Source organism: Shewanella xiamenensis (genome assembly GCF_014647135.1).
Taxonomy (GTDB): domain Bacteria; phylum Pseudomonadota; class Gammaproteobacteria; order Enterobacterales; family Shewanellaceae; genus Shewanella; species Shewanella xiamenensis.
Window position 1 is genome coordinate 22229 of record NZ_BMOP01000033.1, and the last position, 17571, is coordinate 39799.

The window sequence follows — 17571 nt, forward strand, 5'->3', positions numbered from 1 at the left end:
AATTAGAAGCCCTCCGCTTTGGCAATATTCACAAGGAATGCTTTATATTCAGGAGTTTGGGTATTGGCATCGCCCACAGATGAAGTCAGTTCGTTGACGATATAGCTCTTCTGCGTCAAGGCCTCATAACTGCCGTGGCGTGGAATACCTATTGTGTGAACTTTTTTGCCCTGAACCATCATGGGTTGGAGCCGTTTAGTGACATAGGCTTTAGTGACAATATGCGAGCGCTTAGAGCTCACCTTGACCCAATCACCGTTATTGATGCCCTTTTCCGCCGCCAAGGTTTCATCGATTTCGATAAAGTGCTGTGGCTGGGTAATCGCAGCAAGGTGACAATGTGTGGTCCAGTTGTTGAAGTGCTCCGTCATTGAGTAAGTGGTGCCAACATAGGGGAATTCTTCATTGGTACCAAAGCTTTCACGTAAGCCTTTGAACATCCGCGCCACTGGGTTATTGGTGACCTTAGGGTGCAGCGGATTACTCGCCAGTGGTGATTCAAACGGCTCGTAATGCTCTGGGAATGGGCCATCTTTTAAGTCACGCAGCGCAAATAAGTGGCCAACGCCATCGGCTTGCATGATGAAAGGATGGGCCGATTCTTCGGCATTCAATTTGGCATTAAAGTCTGGCACATCAATGCCCTGCCACTTGTTGTCCTTGTATTCGAGTAGCACACGGCTCGGATCGCGCGGCTTACCTTGCACGTCGCAGGAGGCGCGGTTGTACAAGATGCGCCGGTTTGCTGGCCAAGCGAATGACCAATTTGGGGTAATGCCTTTGCCTGATGGATCGCTATTATCGCGACGCGCCATCAAGTTGCCCGCTTCGGTCCACATGCCTGAGTAAACCCAAACACCACATGAGGTTGATCCATCGGCTTTTAACTCGGAGAAACCATTGAGTAACTTACCGGTAGTGAGATCATAACCATTCATCTCCCGCGCGATTTCCTCTGAACTAGGTTCATGTTCGACCGCATAGTCCCATTTAATGGCTTCAATTGGCGCAGGTAAACGACCACCCTCTTCACGGTATAAACGTTTTAATTCCAACATGATGCCAGAAAGAATTTCAGGATCAGACAAGGCTTCGCCGGGTGGATTTGCGCCCTTAAAGTGCCATTGTAACCAGCGGCTTGAGTTGGCAATTGAACCACTTTCCTCAGCAAAACAGGTCGTGGGTAAGCGGAAGACTTCAGTTTGAATACTGGCGGTATCCACATCGTTAAACTGACCTGCATTGCGCCAGAAAGTGGAGGTTTCGTTTGCAAGTGCATCCAGCACAACTAAGAACTTCAGATTCGATAAGCCCTTAGACACTTTTTGCTTATCGGGCTGAGAGTTAAGCGCGTTGATGCCTTGGATAAAGTAGCCATTGACCTCACCGTGAACCATCATGTCGATTTGCTTGTTGATATCGTACTGTTGGTCCCACTTTGGCAGCCAGTCATAGCCATAATCATTCTCTGCCGTCGCATGTTCACCGAAGAAGGCTTTTAACAACGACACGGTAAAGGCTGGGTAATTGTGCCAATAGTTGGTTTGGTTTGGTCTTAAGGCTTTTGGGGTGTAATGGGCTAAATAGTTTTGTAAATCAACATCTTTATCTTGAGGTAATTTAAGGTAACCCGGTAAGGCTTGGCACAATAACCCTAAGTCCGTTGCGCCTTGAACGTTTGAGTGACCACGCAGTGCATTCACGCCGCCTCCCATGATCCCCATATTGCCAAGCAGCAATTGGATCATCGCCATGGTGCGGATGTTTTGCGCGCCGACGCTGTGCTGTGTCCAACCTAGTGCATACAGGAAGGTGGCGGCTTTATGGTCAACATGGGTTGCCCCAATTTGCTTACACACTTCAAGATAGGTTTCTTTAGGCGTCCCAGTGATACTGGAAACTGTGTCGGGATCGTAGCGATCAACGTGTTTTTTCAGCAGGTTAATCACGCAACGAGGATGACTTAAGCTAGGGTCGACCTTAGCGTAGCCCTCTTCATCTAACTCATAGAACCAAGTAGATTGGTCGTATTTATGGTTAGCCTCATCGTAGCCACTGAATAAACCTTCATTAAATTCAAAGTCTTCCCGCACGATAAACGAGGCATTGGTATAGGCTTTGACATAGTTAAGGTTGATTTGCTGGGTTTCGAGCAGGTAGCGGATCATGCCGAGTAGGAAGGCAATATCGGTGCCCGAACGAATAGGCGCATATAAATCGGCGACGGCAGCACTGCGGTTAAAGCGCGGATCGACCACAATCAACTTGGCATTGTTGTGCTCCATCGCTTCTGTCACCCAACCAAAACCGACGGGATGCGCTTCTGCAGCGTTACCGCCCATCACAATGGCCAGATCGGTATTTTTCATATCCGCCCAGTGGTTAGTCATAGCGCCGCGGCCAAAGGTGGGCGCCATCGCAGCAGGTGTCGGAGCGTGACAAACGCGGGCGATGTTATCTATGCCTAACATGCCAATGGCACGGCCAAATTTATGGGTAATGTAGCAGCCTTCGTTTGCTTGGGCCGATGAAGTCATCATGCCTAGACTGACTAAGCGGTTAACGGTTTGACCCTGGGCATTTTTTTCAATCAGATTGGCATCACGCTCGTCTTTGATAAGTCTTGCGATACGCTTAAAGGCCTCATCCCAGCTAATGCGCTGCCATTTATCCGAACCAGGTAAACGCACTTCAGGATATTTTAAACGGTGCGGGCTATTCACATAGTCAACCAAGCCAGCGCCCTTAGGACACAGAGCTCCACGGTTAATTGGATTATCGGCATCGCCCTCGATATGAAAAATGCTCTGCTCCGCATTTTTCCCATTACTGCTCTGGCTGTACATCAACAAACCACAACCCACAGAGCAGTAGCAACAATTGTTACGCGTCTCTTTTGCGCGTAGCAATTTAAAACCTCTGACGGATGCAAATGCCTTTTCGGACATCAACCCCAGTGCAGAAATAGCAGAAGTCGCGGCTCCCACAGCACAGAGTTTAAAAAACTGTCGTCTATTCATTGTCATTTCACACACTCTCTTTTATGTGCTCACAAGTTGCAGCGAATACGCTGCATGCTTGAGTAGAGAACTTAACCCTACTCAAGGTGCGAGTATAAAAAAGTGACTAATAATGACAATTTCCGACAGGTGATCGAAATCACATTAAGCTTTCAATGGAATAATATCCTGATATATGTAAGTTTTATTGTGATTGTTGAATTAATATTTTTAAATAATGTTATTTCTCAGGATTTAACTATTTTATTGATATGGACATTTTGATTAGTCATTTTGTCCACTTTGTACCAATTTCTGATAGCCGTAAATCTTATTGTTGATGCGCGTCACAAAAATGGCGTTAGTTGCTCAAATTATGAGTGAAAATACCGATTAGCCGCTTTTTGAGCAAGATCACAATTTAAGGTAAATGATTGGGGCGATAAGCGGCGATTTTGCCTGAAAGCGCGGTAAATCGTTTTTGACTAAGGGATTAGTGAGTGGATTTGATAACAAAATTTGCGCTAAAAACGCTGATGTTTACTTAGATCTAACCGCAAAAACGTGGGGCGGTTACGCCATAAATACCCTGTAATTGATAGATAAACACATCCCCCGCTTGCGGCTCTTGAGCTAATTGCGATGCGTCAAGTGAGTGTTTAGCACTGGTCACGATAAGTAAATCTAATTTTGCGCCGCCAAAGGCGATGCTGGTTGTGTTTGTAACGGGCAATTTGAGGATAAGATCGACTTTACCGTCTGGACGATAGCGTACCACTTGGCCACCGCCCCACTGGGCATTCCAAAGATAACCCGCCGCATCGACATCGGCGCCATCAGGGAAAATGTGATGGCTCGTGCTCGCAAAGAGGCGCTTACGACTCAATAGCCCCTGCTCAATATCAAAATCATATTGATAGATTTGGTGTTTTGGCGAATCAGCATGGTAGAGCGTTCGCCCATCCACGCTCCAGCATAGGCCGTTGGAGATTTCGAGATTTGAGAGGCGCTGGTGGCAATGCCCATTCTCATCCAGACAATACAGGGCTGCCGTTTGTTGCAAAGTATCGCGTCGCTCAACCATAGTGCCGGCCCAAAAACGCCCTTGCCTATCGATGCGACCATCATTAAAGCGATTGCCGGCAAAATGAGATTCTGGCTGCGCCAACCATGTCAGGCTTTGATCTTCAATATTATAAGTCGCAATACCGATATCGAATGCGACGATCAGTGTTGTAGGCTTTGCCGTGAGGCCAAAGGAGCCGACGCGGTGCGGCATGGAGAAAGTATCTAGTGTGCGGGTGGCGAGAGTAAAACGATAAATCACAGAGGAGAGAATGTCAGTCCACCAAATGGATTGGTGTAATTCATCCCATAATACGCCTTCTCCAAGGAGGTTTCCTACTGGGATCGTCATCAACAGCTCGCCAACCGTGACCGTTTGCATTGCGTTACTCAGAAATAAACTCTGTAATCAAGAAAGGCTTAATCTTAAACAACTTATGGGATGAAGCAAGGGTAAAACGTGAATATAGCTTGTGGTTCTTTTAGCTGTCGGGTTATCGCGATAATAGTCGATAAATGACCTTCATAATCGCCAAGATTTAAATATCTTAAGACATTGATTTAAATGCACCATTGAGAGTAATGCCAATCAGTTAAGAGCTGACTGGCCTTTTCTTTTGACTGGGTATTTCCTTGGTTTCGCTATGACACATCGAGGATAAACCCTTAATTCTCGTTGTATCGGTAGTATATGTTGCTCTGTTTCTGCGATTAAACTATCAATTCTTTTAGGAATGGTTCCGGCCAGTGCAAGCGCGGTAGTGAGTTGCATAAAAAAATCCGATGACGAGTGGTCATCGGATTTTGATCTTTTGAATGGGATCGTCAAGCGATCTGGCTTAACTGATCAGTTATTGATTAGATTCGCTAAATAAATCAGCCACATCTTGTTCAGTAATCGCTTCGTCATAGAACTTGATTTCATCGATTGCCCCTTTGAAAGGCGTATCCCAGAAGTTGACCCCGACCGCAAACTTAGTGGTCGGTACTGAGAAGATGTTCGGGAAGTTAGCGCCGGTAAACTTCAATTCACCATTGATATAAACCTTCACATCGCCGCCATTCACTGTGTACGCAAGGTGTGTCCATTGGGATTTTGGCATCACAAAACCGGTTCTACCGTCGTACCATGCTGTGCCTGACCATAATACCATGCGCTCATAATCATTTTGACCGCCAGGTAAGACGCTGGTCCAGCTAGAATCGGTCGCATAACCAAACAAGGCTGTAGTGTACTTATTCAGCTGCTCAGGATTGAGCCACATCGACACTGAGTAGGTGTAGTCTTTGATAAGGTTATTCGGCAATACAATACCAGAGGCACCATCAAAGACCGCCGCCTTGCCTACCGCGCCGTCCATATAGCTGATTTTACCGCCTTCGACACCAATCAGGTTACCCACTAAAGTGCCCGCACCGAAGTTAGCGGTACTGTCGTTAAGATTATCTTCGAAACTGTAAACCGCTACAGGTGTTGGTGGATTCTTAGCTTTTACGGTTGCGGTGAAGACTTTGGTTTGAGTCGCATTACCCAGTTTTAAGGTGGCCGTTAAGGTGACCACCTTGTCTTCTTCACCACGTGCAGGTTGCGTTACGCTTCCATGGGTATCAATAGTCGTTGGATCTGAAGATACCCAAGAAATCGCCGCAGCATAAGGACCCGTTACTGGCAGTTCGATATTTTTACGCACCGCCGATAAGTCGCCTAGCTCCAGAATGGCCGTTGCTGAGGACAAGAGTTCACTGTCGGCTAACTTGTCGATATCGAGGGCTTTGACTTCTTCAGCCGTTAATGCCGCTTCATAGATTTTGAGTTCATCAATGAGGCCGTTGTATGGCAGATCCCAGTAGTTAACGCCAAGACCGAAAACGCCCTGTGCGCCCGTAAAGTAGTTCGCAAGGTTACCGCGGCTAAAGCGCTCAACCCCGTTGATAAAGACTTTAACTAGCCCTTTATTGACGGAGAACGCCAGATGCGACCACGTGTTTTCAGCGATGCGCTCACCGGTTACACCATCAAACCAACTTTCAACCGCGGCACTGCCGCTGGTATCAATATTGTGACTCCAGAACATGGTATTACCGTCCCAGCCCTGTGGCAGCATGCTGACCCAAGTATTGGAGAACTTGCTACCATCTTCAGCGGTTTGCTCGTTAACTGCGCCGAAGAATGCCGTGGTAAACCCTGTAATAACCGCAGGACTTGCCCAGAAAGACACTGTGTACTCGTAGCTGGAGATAATGCCCGATGGTAGTAACACCCCGTGGGTACCATCGAGTGACAGGGCTTGTCCTTCAAAGCCTGTAGCGTAGCCAATGGCATCGCCCGCTTTGAAGATCCTATCGCCAGTGGGTTGGCCATCACCAAATAAGCCTAAGGAATCCTTGAGGTTATTCTCAAAGCTGTACTGGGCAATACGGTTATAGGTTTTATGGGCAAATACGGTGATTTTGAAGGTTTTAGTCACCTTCTTACCATTGACCATAATCGTCGCGGTTAGGGTGACGACCTTATCGCCCTCGCCCACGTTGGGGCGGATAATGGTGCCATCGGCACGGATCACTGACTCGTCGCTTGAATGCCACTCGATAGTTGCCCCACGAGTACCTTGTATCGGTAAGGCGAGCGTGCCTTCGGTGACTTCGGTCGGCAGGCTAATGCCGTTTGCCGATGCCGATAAAATTTCCTCAGTGGTTTTATTGGTGAGCTTCACGCCCCAAATACTTGCCCCATCATTAGAAATGGCGCTAAAGGTGGGCATAAGTTTGTTTTGTTCAGGATCCCATTGCCAGGCGAGTACGCCTTCAAATGTGCCTAAATTGTCTAGCGTCAAGCTGATTTTATTGTCATCGCCCTGTTGGTAAGTACCAGTCACATCGCCAGATACAGTGCCTTTATTGGTCCAAGTACGGGATAACTTCACATGGACTGATTTATGTGCCGCCTTATTGATATCTTTTGCGTGATTAATGAATTGATAATCACCAGTGACATCGATTTCATCGACAATGTTATCGCCGTTGATCGGTGCATAACGCTGTGGTGAGGCAACTAACCAACCATCGCTGTTGAGAAATAGCTCATGCACGCGCACGCTGTGACCTTCGTCGGTATCGGGAAAGCGGGTATGGAATACTAAGAAGTATTTGCCCGTTTGTGCATCATAAAAAGCTGAGTTGTGGCCGGGTGACAGATAACCGTGATCATGACCCACATCGCCTGGGTGGGCCACAAATTGGAAACCGCCCATCAGTTTGACGCCATAGTCGGCGATATTGCCTGCGGCCGTTGCGCCAATCATGTCGAGCCCAGCTGCATCGACATAGGGACCGTTAGGATTTTTAGAGCGAGAGATACGAATGTTGTAACCGTCTTTTTGGGCAAAACCACCAAAGGAGGTAAACATATAATAGTATTCGGATTCAGGGCTATAGATAACATAAGATCCTTCAATCGCACTGTAATTGCCCCCCATGATCTTAGTGCCATAGCCCTGATCCGCTAACGGTTTACCCGTTGCAGGATCTAACTGCATCACCCAGATCCCGCCGGAATAGGAACCATAGGTCATCCACAGGCCGCCATCTTTATCGTAAAACACGGCTGGATCGATAGCGTTAGGGTCGACATTGCCATCGTAAATTTGACCGTTTGCGCCTGGGTTTTCAGCACCCTCATGACCTGATTTCAGGAGTAAACCTTTGTTTACATAAGGACCTAAAATATTGTCCGAGGTGGCCATCCCCAAATAGGAACGCGATACGCAATCAATCTTATCGGGGCCGCCACAAAAGTCGTAATAGAAATGGTACTTACCGTCAGCAAGCTTTATCACATCCGGCGCCCACGAACCGACAAAGCCGCCCGTCCATGCCGTGCCTTCAGCGATTTCTGACGCATAGGTATTAAACAAGCTGCTCGTGGCGGCACCATCCGAGGCAATTTGTGTCCAGTTCATTAAATCAGTAGAGCTTGCCACTGCTAGGTGGGAGCCAAAAACATAGTAAGTACCATCAGTATCTTTAATGATCGATGGATCATGGACCACTGCATTTTTATAGCTCACCTCACCTGCTATTGTCGGATCCGCCGAAGTCACTGGAGCGGGAGGTGTAAAGGTATTTGTGTCGTTAGCACTATAGCTGCTGTCGTCCCCACCACAGGCGGCAAGTGCCATGATCAAGCTTGCTGACACGAATGAGCGTTTAAGCACCATGAGCGTCGTTCCTTTTATTGTTGTGTTGGATAGTTAGAGGTTAATCGTGTATCAATGCATTACATATTGGTAATACAATACTACTGTAACACTAAAATTACATTAGCACTCTGACGAAAGAAGTAAATATCTTGTGAAAGAGATTTATGATTTTTTGCAAGAAATTAGGCATTAAAGCTAAATATACAATGCGATTTATATTGATTTTGCCGCATATTCACCAATTTACCTACCGTCAAACAGTAAACTATCTCTCTGTTTTGTTTTAAAAATTTAATTTTTTCCTTGTCCATAATTCATTCTAAGAAATGCACTCTCTCTTTATTATCAAAATGAAATAGCAATGTTGACAGGTTAATAGTCATACAATATGATTTTAACACTTTGATAAGATCTTAATTGAGCACTTGAAGCATCATCAGATGCCATGGTGCAAAGTACGCTACAAAATTCTAAATTTTCAGGGACACTGTGGGGATGTCCGTGACTCTGAAGTGGAATAAAAAAGACCGGGACGTCAGATGGTGTCTTAGGCTACCGGGTCAAATAATAAAACTACCGGAGATTAACTAGATGTTTAAACAGACTTATTTGGCAAGTGCGATTCTGCTTGCTCTTGCTAGTCAAGCGACGTATGCAGCAGAACCTGAAGCGACACAATCGCCTCAGGCGGAAGAAACGGCACAGCCCTCTTCTAGCGGTAAAGCGCAAAATAACGAAGAGATGGAGATCATTCAGGTTCAGGGGATCCGCGGTAGTTTAAATAAGGCGGTAGAACTCAAACGTCAAAATATTCAAGTTGTTGATGCCATCATTGCCGAAGATATTGGCAAATTCCCAGATAATAACGTCGTTGAAGCCTTACAACGGGTAACGGGTGTTCAAGTCACCGACCGCGCCTCAGGTGAAGCCAATACTGTAAGCATTCGGGGTTTAACGGATGTGACAACCACAGTGAATGGCCGCCAAATCTTCACCGCCGCAGGCCGTGAAGTGGCAATTGCAGACGTACCAGCGGCATTACTCGGCAGTGTTGAAGTCTTTAAAACACGCTCCTCTTCTCAAGTCGCCAGTGGTATCGCAGGCCAAATTGACATTCGTACCCATAGACCTTTTGATTTTCAAGAAGAAAAAATTTCGGTAGCAGCCAAAGGGATTTACTCTGATCAGCCTGACACTATCGATCCCAACTTCAGCGCCTTAATTAGCGACCGCTGGGATACCAGCATCGGTGAAGTCGGTGCATTAGTTAACGTTTCTTATATTCGTACCAATTACAACGATCAAGTTGTCGCTCCTGGTGCGTCCTTGCCCTACTACGCAGAAACGGGTACACAAATCCCTGATATTTATTGGACCCGCGGTTTAGCTCATGGTCTTGATACATCTGAAGGAGCCTTGATCAACGGTCAAGAATATTTGTTGATGCGTGATGCTGTGTTTCAAAATATGAATAACGGTGAACGTGAGCGTCCAGCACTAAATTTCTCATTGCAATGGGCACCAACTGACACTTCCGAGTATCTTTTTGAAGCATTCTATAACGGTTATCGCAATGATAACTTCAACTCTATGCTCTTTAGCAATGTTGATTCCTCGGCTAATTGGCAGCAAGTGATCAAAGATGGTATCGAAGTTTATGATGGTACCAACGTGGTAAAATCGCGAACTGCATATAACGTTGGCGGCTTTAGCAGTTCAGATCATAGCCACAACGAAACAGATAGTTACGTATTTGCCTTAGGAGGTAAGTGGGACTTTGACAATTTGATCTTAAAGTCTGAAGTTGTCTATCAAACCAGTACCTATGAATCACAATTTCTGGCGATGCGTGGTGTAAGCGCGAATAGCACTCAAACTTTCTACGGCGTTGATGTTGACTATAACGACAAAAGTGGTGGTGTCCCTAGCTGGGTTTATTTAGATAACCCTGACACTGCTATTAATGAATCTGATTTAACGCAATTATCCTTGTGGCAAACGGCAAACGTATACGATAGCGGTGCCAAAGACGAGGGGGATTCAGTTACTTGGACACTCGATGGTGACTATTACCTCGACTACGGTATCTTCACTAAGATGAAGTTTGGTGTACGTGCTGAGCAACGTGGTGCAAAACACGGATTGTACGATGCAGGCTCACTAAACACTAATGTTCTATTTAGTGATCTTGACCCGAACATGTTTACCGTAACTACTGACTTCTTTGATGGCCGTGGAAATGTACCAACTAGCTGGGCTATCGCTAACGGTAACTATCTGTATGCTAATCGTTCTGCTATTGAAACGATGTACGGTGCAGATGAACAAGCTCTTGCTATGTATACTAACTATGACATCACTGAAAAATCATACGCTGCGTATATCCAAAGTGATTTTGAAACTGAGTTATGGGGTAAGCAAGTCGATGGTCAAATCGGCCTACGTTACGAGAAAGCCGATGCTGATATGGATTTCTGGGAACGCAAAAAATATGCTACTGAGGATGTCGTTGATGACATTCGATATTATCTCGTGCATGACACCGATACCAATGGAAGTGCGGAGTTATTACCAAGCTTAATGGTACGCTTCTGGTTAACGGATGAACTGGTTGCACGTTTTGCCTACACTGAAACGATTCGTCGCCCCGCCTTTGGTGATTTAACCACTGCGATTTCCTATACAGAAGACTTAACAAAGCTTGGATTCGGTCAAGCTTCAAGTGGTAACTCTAAGTTAGAACCAACTACTTCACAAAACTATGATTTCTCATTGGAATATTACTTTGGTGAGGGATCTTCTATTTTCGGTACTTATTTCCGTCGTGATATTGAAGGTTTTGTATTTAACTCAGTATCGACTATCACTCGTGAAGTTGATGGTGAAACAAAAAAATATCTTTTAAGCCGACCAGAAAACTCTTCGAATGGAAAACTAAGTGGTTATGAACTTGGTGCGGTGTATTTCCCTGAAAATATGCCTAGTTACCTTGATGGTTTAGGTACTCAAGTGAGTGCAACCTTCTTAGATTCTAGCCAAGACATCCCAGAGTTTGATAGTGAAAGTGGTGAGCAAATTGCAACTACAACACGAGATTTATTTGGTGTATCAGATACCTCAATGAGTGCTGTATTGATTTATGATAAAGACGTTTATAGTGCTCGCCTCTCTTACACCTGGCGTGACAAATTCTTATCTGCTTATGACGCAGGTAGCTTCGCAATGCCTCGTGGCATTTATCGTAAGCCGGAGCAATCGCTTGACTTCCAATTTAGCTATAACGTAACAGATGAATTTGTACTAACCTTCGATGCGACTAATATTCTTGATGATATCTATCAAGAATACTATGAAGACTCAGTACTCTATAACCGTACGAATAGTATCTACACCCGAACGTTTGCCCTCGGTGCGCGTTACTCCTTCTAATTAACCACTGTTGTTTAAAGCGAAAAAGCTAATCCTGTGATTAGCTTTTTCTTTTTATATCAGATAAATGGCAAGATTTTTACTCGATCTTTCTAATGCTTATCCATCAAATTGCTTTTGTCTGAGCCCAAGCTTTGCTAGTTTATATTTCTTTTCTTCCTTGAATATTGGCTATGCACACCGCTTGGTTCGATTTTAATCTGATCCCTATCGATATATTCACGCTGTTAACCTTAGCCTCGGCCTTTACTGCATTTTTTACCGCCTGTTTTGGTATTGGCGGTGGTGTGATGTTATTGGGCGTGATGGCGCAAGTGCTTCCGCCTCAAGTGATTATTCCCCTCCACGGCGTAGTGCAATTGGGTTCTAACTTAGGACGAGCCCTATTGGGATGGCAACATATTCAATGGCGAATTATCAGGGTATTCTTACCGGGGGCGCTCGTTGGTGCCGCGCTGGGCAGCTTAGTGTTAGTGGCGATCCCCCCTACGGTGATGTATCTCACCATTGCCCTATTTATTTTGTACTCCTGTTGGGGCCCCAAAATACCTCGTGTAGTACTGGGTACTATGGGCATGTTAATTGCGAGTGGGATAACAACCTTTATCTCATTATTCGTTGGGGCAACTGGCCCTTTGGTTGCGGCGTTTATCAAGCAGTTAGAGATTGATCGATTTCGTACCGTAGCCACCTTTGCAATGATTATGTCCTTACAACATGGGGTGAAAATTATCGTTTTTGAGGGGGTCGATATCCCTATACTCCCATGGTGGCCACTGTTCGTTTGTATGATTATCAGTGGCGGTATTGGAACATGGCTAGGCTTTAAGATGCTTACTCGAGTAACGGACAAACATTTCAATTTAGCTTTTGATTTGATTCTCACGCTACTGGCAATACGACTGTTATGGCAGGCCATGACTGGATAAAAAGAGCCGGGATAAAAAAGAGCAGTAATTGCATACACAATTACTGCTCTGGTGCCGAGCAAACTAGGCTCAACCAAGATGCCGTTAAGCGACCTCAACTTAAACGACATTACAAGTACGCGTTTAGCCACCGCCGTGGTGATGCTCAGTTATTTAGAGCGATGAATTATTTCACCTCTCTAAAATAGAACTGTTGTGAAATGGTGTTTTTCCACACGTCTTCCACTATGTTATCGCCATTGGCATAGGATCCATTGACCACTTTCATAGACGAACCGCCCTTGCGTGACACTAGCCTTGATGAGCCATTGGGCATCAACTCACTACGGAACTCGCTGTCGATTGCATTACAAGCCCCTAGTTCCAGATTACCTTCGTTGGTCACAAGGCATTGTTGCGCCTTGTTGTTTGAAAGTTGGATAGACTGCAAACGGTAAAATCCATCAGTTGTCGGCACTGCTTGCCACTGCTGACAGGCATCGCCGGTGTATTCAAACTGAACAACATTGGCATTCGGTTTAAGCTGACATTGTTCGGCGCTGACTACTCGGCCGCTATGGGCGTTGACTATGGCAAATGTTGAGACTGGCTCAATCCGCCAATCGGTGCATTCACTGACACGGTTTTCGCCCGCAATCACGTCGGTACCGGCCTTTTTACTGCAATTTTTCGCCTGTAAATTACCGATGGAGCGATCGTTTGCAAAGCGGAACCAGCCTTCACGAGTCGAATCCACCGACCAACGCTGACAACGGGAGGCGACCCAAGGCGCTGTATTCAGTGCCGTTGAAGACTCATCTTGGCACTGAGCCTGAGTTAAAAAGGTTCCCTGCCCCACATTGGCAAAGCGATATAGGCCATCGTTACTCGGATCAATTATCCATTGGCTGTTGTCATCGTTGCACTTACCGACACTGACCTGGCCCTTGGCATTGGTCACTAGGCATTGACCGACTTCACGGCTCACAATGCGGTATTTCACGCCTTCCACTTGAGTGGTTATCGGGCCAAACTCGCCACTTGGGACAGGCAATTGCTTTTTATCCGCCATCGGTTCGCCAAATTTAGGCAAGCCTTTGTTATCCCATGTAAAGGGTTGAGCACGTGCCGCTCGGGTACCACTACAGCCGTCGGAGGCCGAGGAGTTGCCATGGTAAATGAGCCAATCTTCTTTTCCATCGGGAGACTTGAAGAAACCATGATGGCCTGGGCCATAGACGCCATTGGCTTTGCTAAAGAAAGGCTTGTCGTACTTAGTCCATGCGGCGGGATCCATAGGATCGTCACCGGTGAGTTCAACCACGGCTAAGGAATAATCCTCAGTGTTACAAAAGCTTGCCGAGTGAACTAAGAAGGTTCTGCCCTCATGCTGGATGATTTCAGGGCCTTCGTTGACGTTTAAGCCTGATTTTTCCCAGTCGTGAATGGGCGCTGTGATCACCTTATGTTCGTCCTCGACGGTCCAAGGGTTGCTCATCTTGGCAATCAAGTTGACTTGATCTTGGCCATGCCATTCGGACCAGAGGAAATATAACTGGCCTTTATACTCCAAATAGCTGCCATCGATATTCCAGTGGTCGGGCATTGGCGTGCCCTTAAACTTGTATGGCCCCATGGGGTCGCTGCCTTCACTCTCGAGGATATGGTTACGCTGGCCATCGAAGTTTTCTGCCACGCCCGAGGTGTAAATCACATACCAACGTAATCCCTGCGCAGTTTGCAGAGGGTGGAATTCGAATGCCCAAAAATTACAACAGTTGGATTTATCTGTGCCGCTCCAAATATTGTGGGCCGGCGCATCGGCAAGCCCAGCAATGGTGGGCGATTTACGCATCACCAGCTCAGAGGTCCACGTGGTGGTGGTGAGATAATAGTTACCATTGTGGTATTCGAGCCAAGGATCTGCACCGTTACGAAATAACGGATTGGCGAAAGTGGCTGCGGTAATGCGGTTTTCATCCGCGCCTTTCACACTTTCCGCTGCATGTAGGTTACCTACCCCCAAGCAGGTCGCACTAAGTCCCATGGCCAACGCAAGCGTAGCCATTCGTTTGTTGATTGTGTGAGTCATTATTATTTTGTTCCTTCGGGTGCAACTAATACGCTCTGGTATTGATTGAGCACCTTAGGATCGACCACGGGCCAACCTTGGCGCCAGCTCAGTTCCGCCATCTTGAGTTTTTGTAAGCCATTATCGGCGGATTCATAGGCATGAAAGACTAAGTAATCTTTACCATCGAAGTTATAAACACTGTTATGGCCCAATCCAGGCCAGTCCTTAGTGCCTTTCAGTAATACTGAGCCACCGCCCTGTGCCATGTCTTTGCCCTCTTTATCGAGGTAAGGCCCAGTCACCGTTTGGGCTCGGCCCACGGCTAAGTGATAGGTGCTGTCATCCCCACGGCAGCAAAGGCCATAGGAGACAAAAAGGTAGTAATAGTCATCTTTTTTATAGATAAAAGGCGCTTCGATTTGTGCAGGACCCGGTTCGGTTTCACCAAGCAATGCCGGGCGTTCTAACTTGGCTAGCGTGTGCCACTCCTCTGGTTTGGCAATGGAAATAAAGTCTGGGTTGAGTTTGACCAGTTTTAACCCTTGCCAGAAGGAGCCAAAGCTCATCCAAGGCGTGCCCTTTTCATCGACAATAATATTGGGATCAATCGCGTTCCATGCATCACGATTTGGCACAGATTGGATAACGATGCCTTTATCTGTCCACTGGTAGTCCTTCGAGTTTTTGTCGAGGGTTTTATTGACTGTCACGCCAATGGCCGAGGTGTTTTTACCAAAGGCAGATACCGAGTAATACAGATAGAACAAACCGTTGTGCTCGATAATATCCGGTGCCCACAAATGGCCATTAAACCCAGATGCCACCTCACTCGCCCAGCTAGGTTCGGTCTCAAATACCCGCCCAGCCAGCGTCCAATGGATTTTATCCTTTGAGGAATAATAGGTAATGCCTGGGCCAGTGCTAAAGAGATAGTACTGCCCGTTCTCTTTCGCCATCACAGGATCATGAATACTCACCTGCTTGGCACTTACTTGGCCTAGAGTTGCCAATATGCCTAGCAGCGCACAATTGAGCATCTTAAAGTGACGTTTTAGGGCTGTTTTCGGTGTGATTCTTATGGCTGGCATTAATTCTCCTTATTACCTCATCCTATTTAATAAAATAGCTATTATGCTATTGTATGATGAATTAAGTTATCATACTATCGGACAAAGAAGTAACAATCAAATGCAAAAAAATTAACAGGAGAAAAATGTGTTAACATTGCGGATGCGATAAATCGCAAAATAACACAATAACTCACTGTTTATAATAAATATAATAAGGATTTCTGATGAGTTCTCATAAATTGTCAGTCATTGAAAAGATCGGTTACGGCTCCGGGGACATGGCCGTTAACGTGGTGATTTCGTCAATGATGTTAATTATTACCTTCTTTTATACCGATATTTTTGGGTTAAAGCCCGCCGATGTCGGGATTTTGTTCCTGCTGGTCCGTCTTATCGATGCCATTACTGATCCTTTAATGGGCATTATTAACGATAAAGTGACGACCCGCTGGGGAAGATATCGTCCCTACTTCCTGTTTATGGCGATTCCCTTTGGTATTTCGGTGTTCTTAACCTTCTCAACCCCGGATTGGGATTACAATGCCAAACTTATCTGGGCCTACTCGACCTATATTCTGGTCACTATCATCTTTACCACAGTGACTATTCCATATATTTCGATTATCAGTGTGATCACCGACGATCCGAAAGAGCGTTTATCCGCCAACGGTTATCGTTTGTTCTTCGCTAAAATTGCCGCCTTTTTAGTGACCATTATCGTGCCTATGTTAGCGTCGTCTTGGGGCGGTGAGAACATTGCCGCGGGTTATCAAAAAGCCATGGGCGTGATGGCATTAATGGCAACACTGTTGTTTTTATTTTGCTTTTTCACGACCACAGAGCGCGTGGCTTATAAGGTTGAAACTAAGCCTGTCGCCATGCAACTGCGATTATTGTTTAAAAACGATCAATGGCTAGTGTTAACTGCGATTTGTGTGATTGGCACCATTGGCTATGTGATCCGCGGCTCGGTAGCTGCCTACTACGCCACCTACTACTTGGGCGGCGATGCCAAAATGCTCTCGGCATTTCTATCGACCGGTGTGGGCGCAGCGATTCTGGCCATGGTGGCTTCGACTTGGATCACTAAGCGTTACTGCAAACTTAAACTCTTCCGTTACAGCCAGATCGCGGTTGGGATCTTAAGCGTCATTATGTTCTTTGCCGTGCAACCGGGGGACATAGTGCTGGCCTTCGTACTCTATTTTGCGATTTCATTTGTGGTGGATTTACATGCGCCTGTCTTCTGGTCGGTGATTTCCGAGTCGGTGGATTATGGCACAGTCAAAACGGGCCACAGGGTCTCTGGCCTTGCCTTTGGCGGGATCTCATTCGCCCAAAAAGCGGGAATGGGCGCGGCGGGATTTGTGGTCGGTATGCTGCTGACCTACTTCAACTATCAACCCGGTGAAACCCAAAGCGAGTTTGCGTTGACCGGCATTTCGTTAATGTTGACGGTGATCCCTGGCGCATTCCACGCGCTGATGGGCTTACTGATGTTCAAATATAAGATTTCTGACCGCGTGTATGAAGAAATCAAGCAGGCTTTACCCGAGCAAACGCACTCAAGCCAAGTTGATACCAGCCGTGATGTCAATCCAAAGGCCGTTACGAGCCAAGTCTCGGCGTAATTCATTTAATGACCATTTAATTCAACTATGGTCATTTTGCCCAAATATGACAAAGCCCCTGCCAAGGGGCTTTTTTATTTTTAGCCCAAAACCACCTACTTCAGTAGGTGGTTATCATCATTTGAGGCTTTGCCTGTATACCTACCCATGTTAAATGCATCTTTGATTTTTAGCGAAGTCAAAAGAGGCAAATAAC

8 protein-coding genes are annotated in these 17571 nt (G+C 46.1%); 3 read left to right on the forward strand and 5 right to left on the reverse strand.

Features of this window, described 5'->3' with window-relative positions; genetic code table 11:
- Nucleotides 1–2: 2 nt before the first annotated feature.
- From fdnG to IEY09_RS18575, 3 genes are all read right to left on the reverse strand, one after another.
- Nucleotides 3–3020, reverse strand: a complete 3018-nt coding sequence (gene fdnG, locus IEY09_RS18565; protein ID WP_229778030.1) for a formate dehydrogenase-N subunit alpha — start codon at nucleotides 3018–3020, stop codon at nucleotides 3–5.
- Nucleotides 3021–3549: 529 nt separating this feature from the next.
- Entirely contained in the window at nucleotides 3550–4446 is an 897-nt protein-coding gene (locus tag IEY09_RS18570) for an SMP-30/gluconolactonase/LRE family protein (protein ID WP_088585576.1), read from the reverse strand.
- A gap of 469 nt (nucleotides 4447–4915) precedes the next feature.
- Nucleotides 4916–8281: a LamG-like jellyroll fold domain-containing protein gene (locus tag IEY09_RS18575; protein WP_188872233.1), complete on the reverse strand. Its 3366-nt coding sequence runs from the start codon at nucleotides 8279–8281 to the stop codon at nucleotides 4916–4918.
- 573 nt (nucleotides 8282–8854) lie between these two features.
- Here IEY09_RS18575 and IEY09_RS18580 point away from each other — a divergent pair.
- Nucleotides 8855–11692 carry a TonB-dependent receptor gene (locus IEY09_RS18580; protein WP_099458046.1) on the forward strand — a complete coding sequence of 946 codons (2838 nt, stop codon included), beginning with the start codon at nucleotides 8855–8857 and terminating at the stop codon, nucleotides 11690–11692.
- Between the two features lie 173 nt (nucleotides 11693–11865).
- A complete protein-coding gene (locus IEY09_RS18585) occupies nucleotides 11866–12621 on the forward strand; it encodes a sulfite exporter TauE/SafE family protein (RefSeq protein WP_037419019.1) in 756 nt (251 codons plus the stop codon).
- Between the two features lie 166 nt (nucleotides 12622–12787).
- On the opposite strand, the gene IEY09_RS18590 is transcribed toward IEY09_RS18585, so the two are convergent.
- A complete protein-coding gene (locus tag IEY09_RS18590) occupies nucleotides 12788–14692 on the reverse strand; it encodes a family 43 glycosylhydrolase (protein WP_188872235.1) in 1905 nt (634 codons plus the stop codon).
- A 2-nt stretch (nucleotides 14693–14694) separates the two neighbouring features.
- Nucleotides 14695–15762 (reverse strand): arabinan endo-1,5-alpha-L-arabinosidase, encoded by a 1068-nt coding sequence (locus IEY09_RS18595; RefSeq protein ID WP_188872237.1) that lies wholly within the window; start codon nucleotides 15760–15762, stop codon nucleotides 14695–14697.
- Nucleotides 15763–15968: 206 nt separating this feature from the next.
- Here IEY09_RS18595 and IEY09_RS18600 point away from each other — a divergent pair, with 206 nt between their 5' ends.
- Nucleotides 15969–17375 carry an MFS transporter gene (locus IEY09_RS18600; protein WP_172587903.1) on the forward strand — a complete coding sequence of 469 codons (1407 nt, stop codon included), beginning with the start codon at nucleotides 15969–15971 and terminating at the stop codon, nucleotides 17373–17375.
- Nucleotides 17376–17571 lie beyond the last annotated feature (196 nt).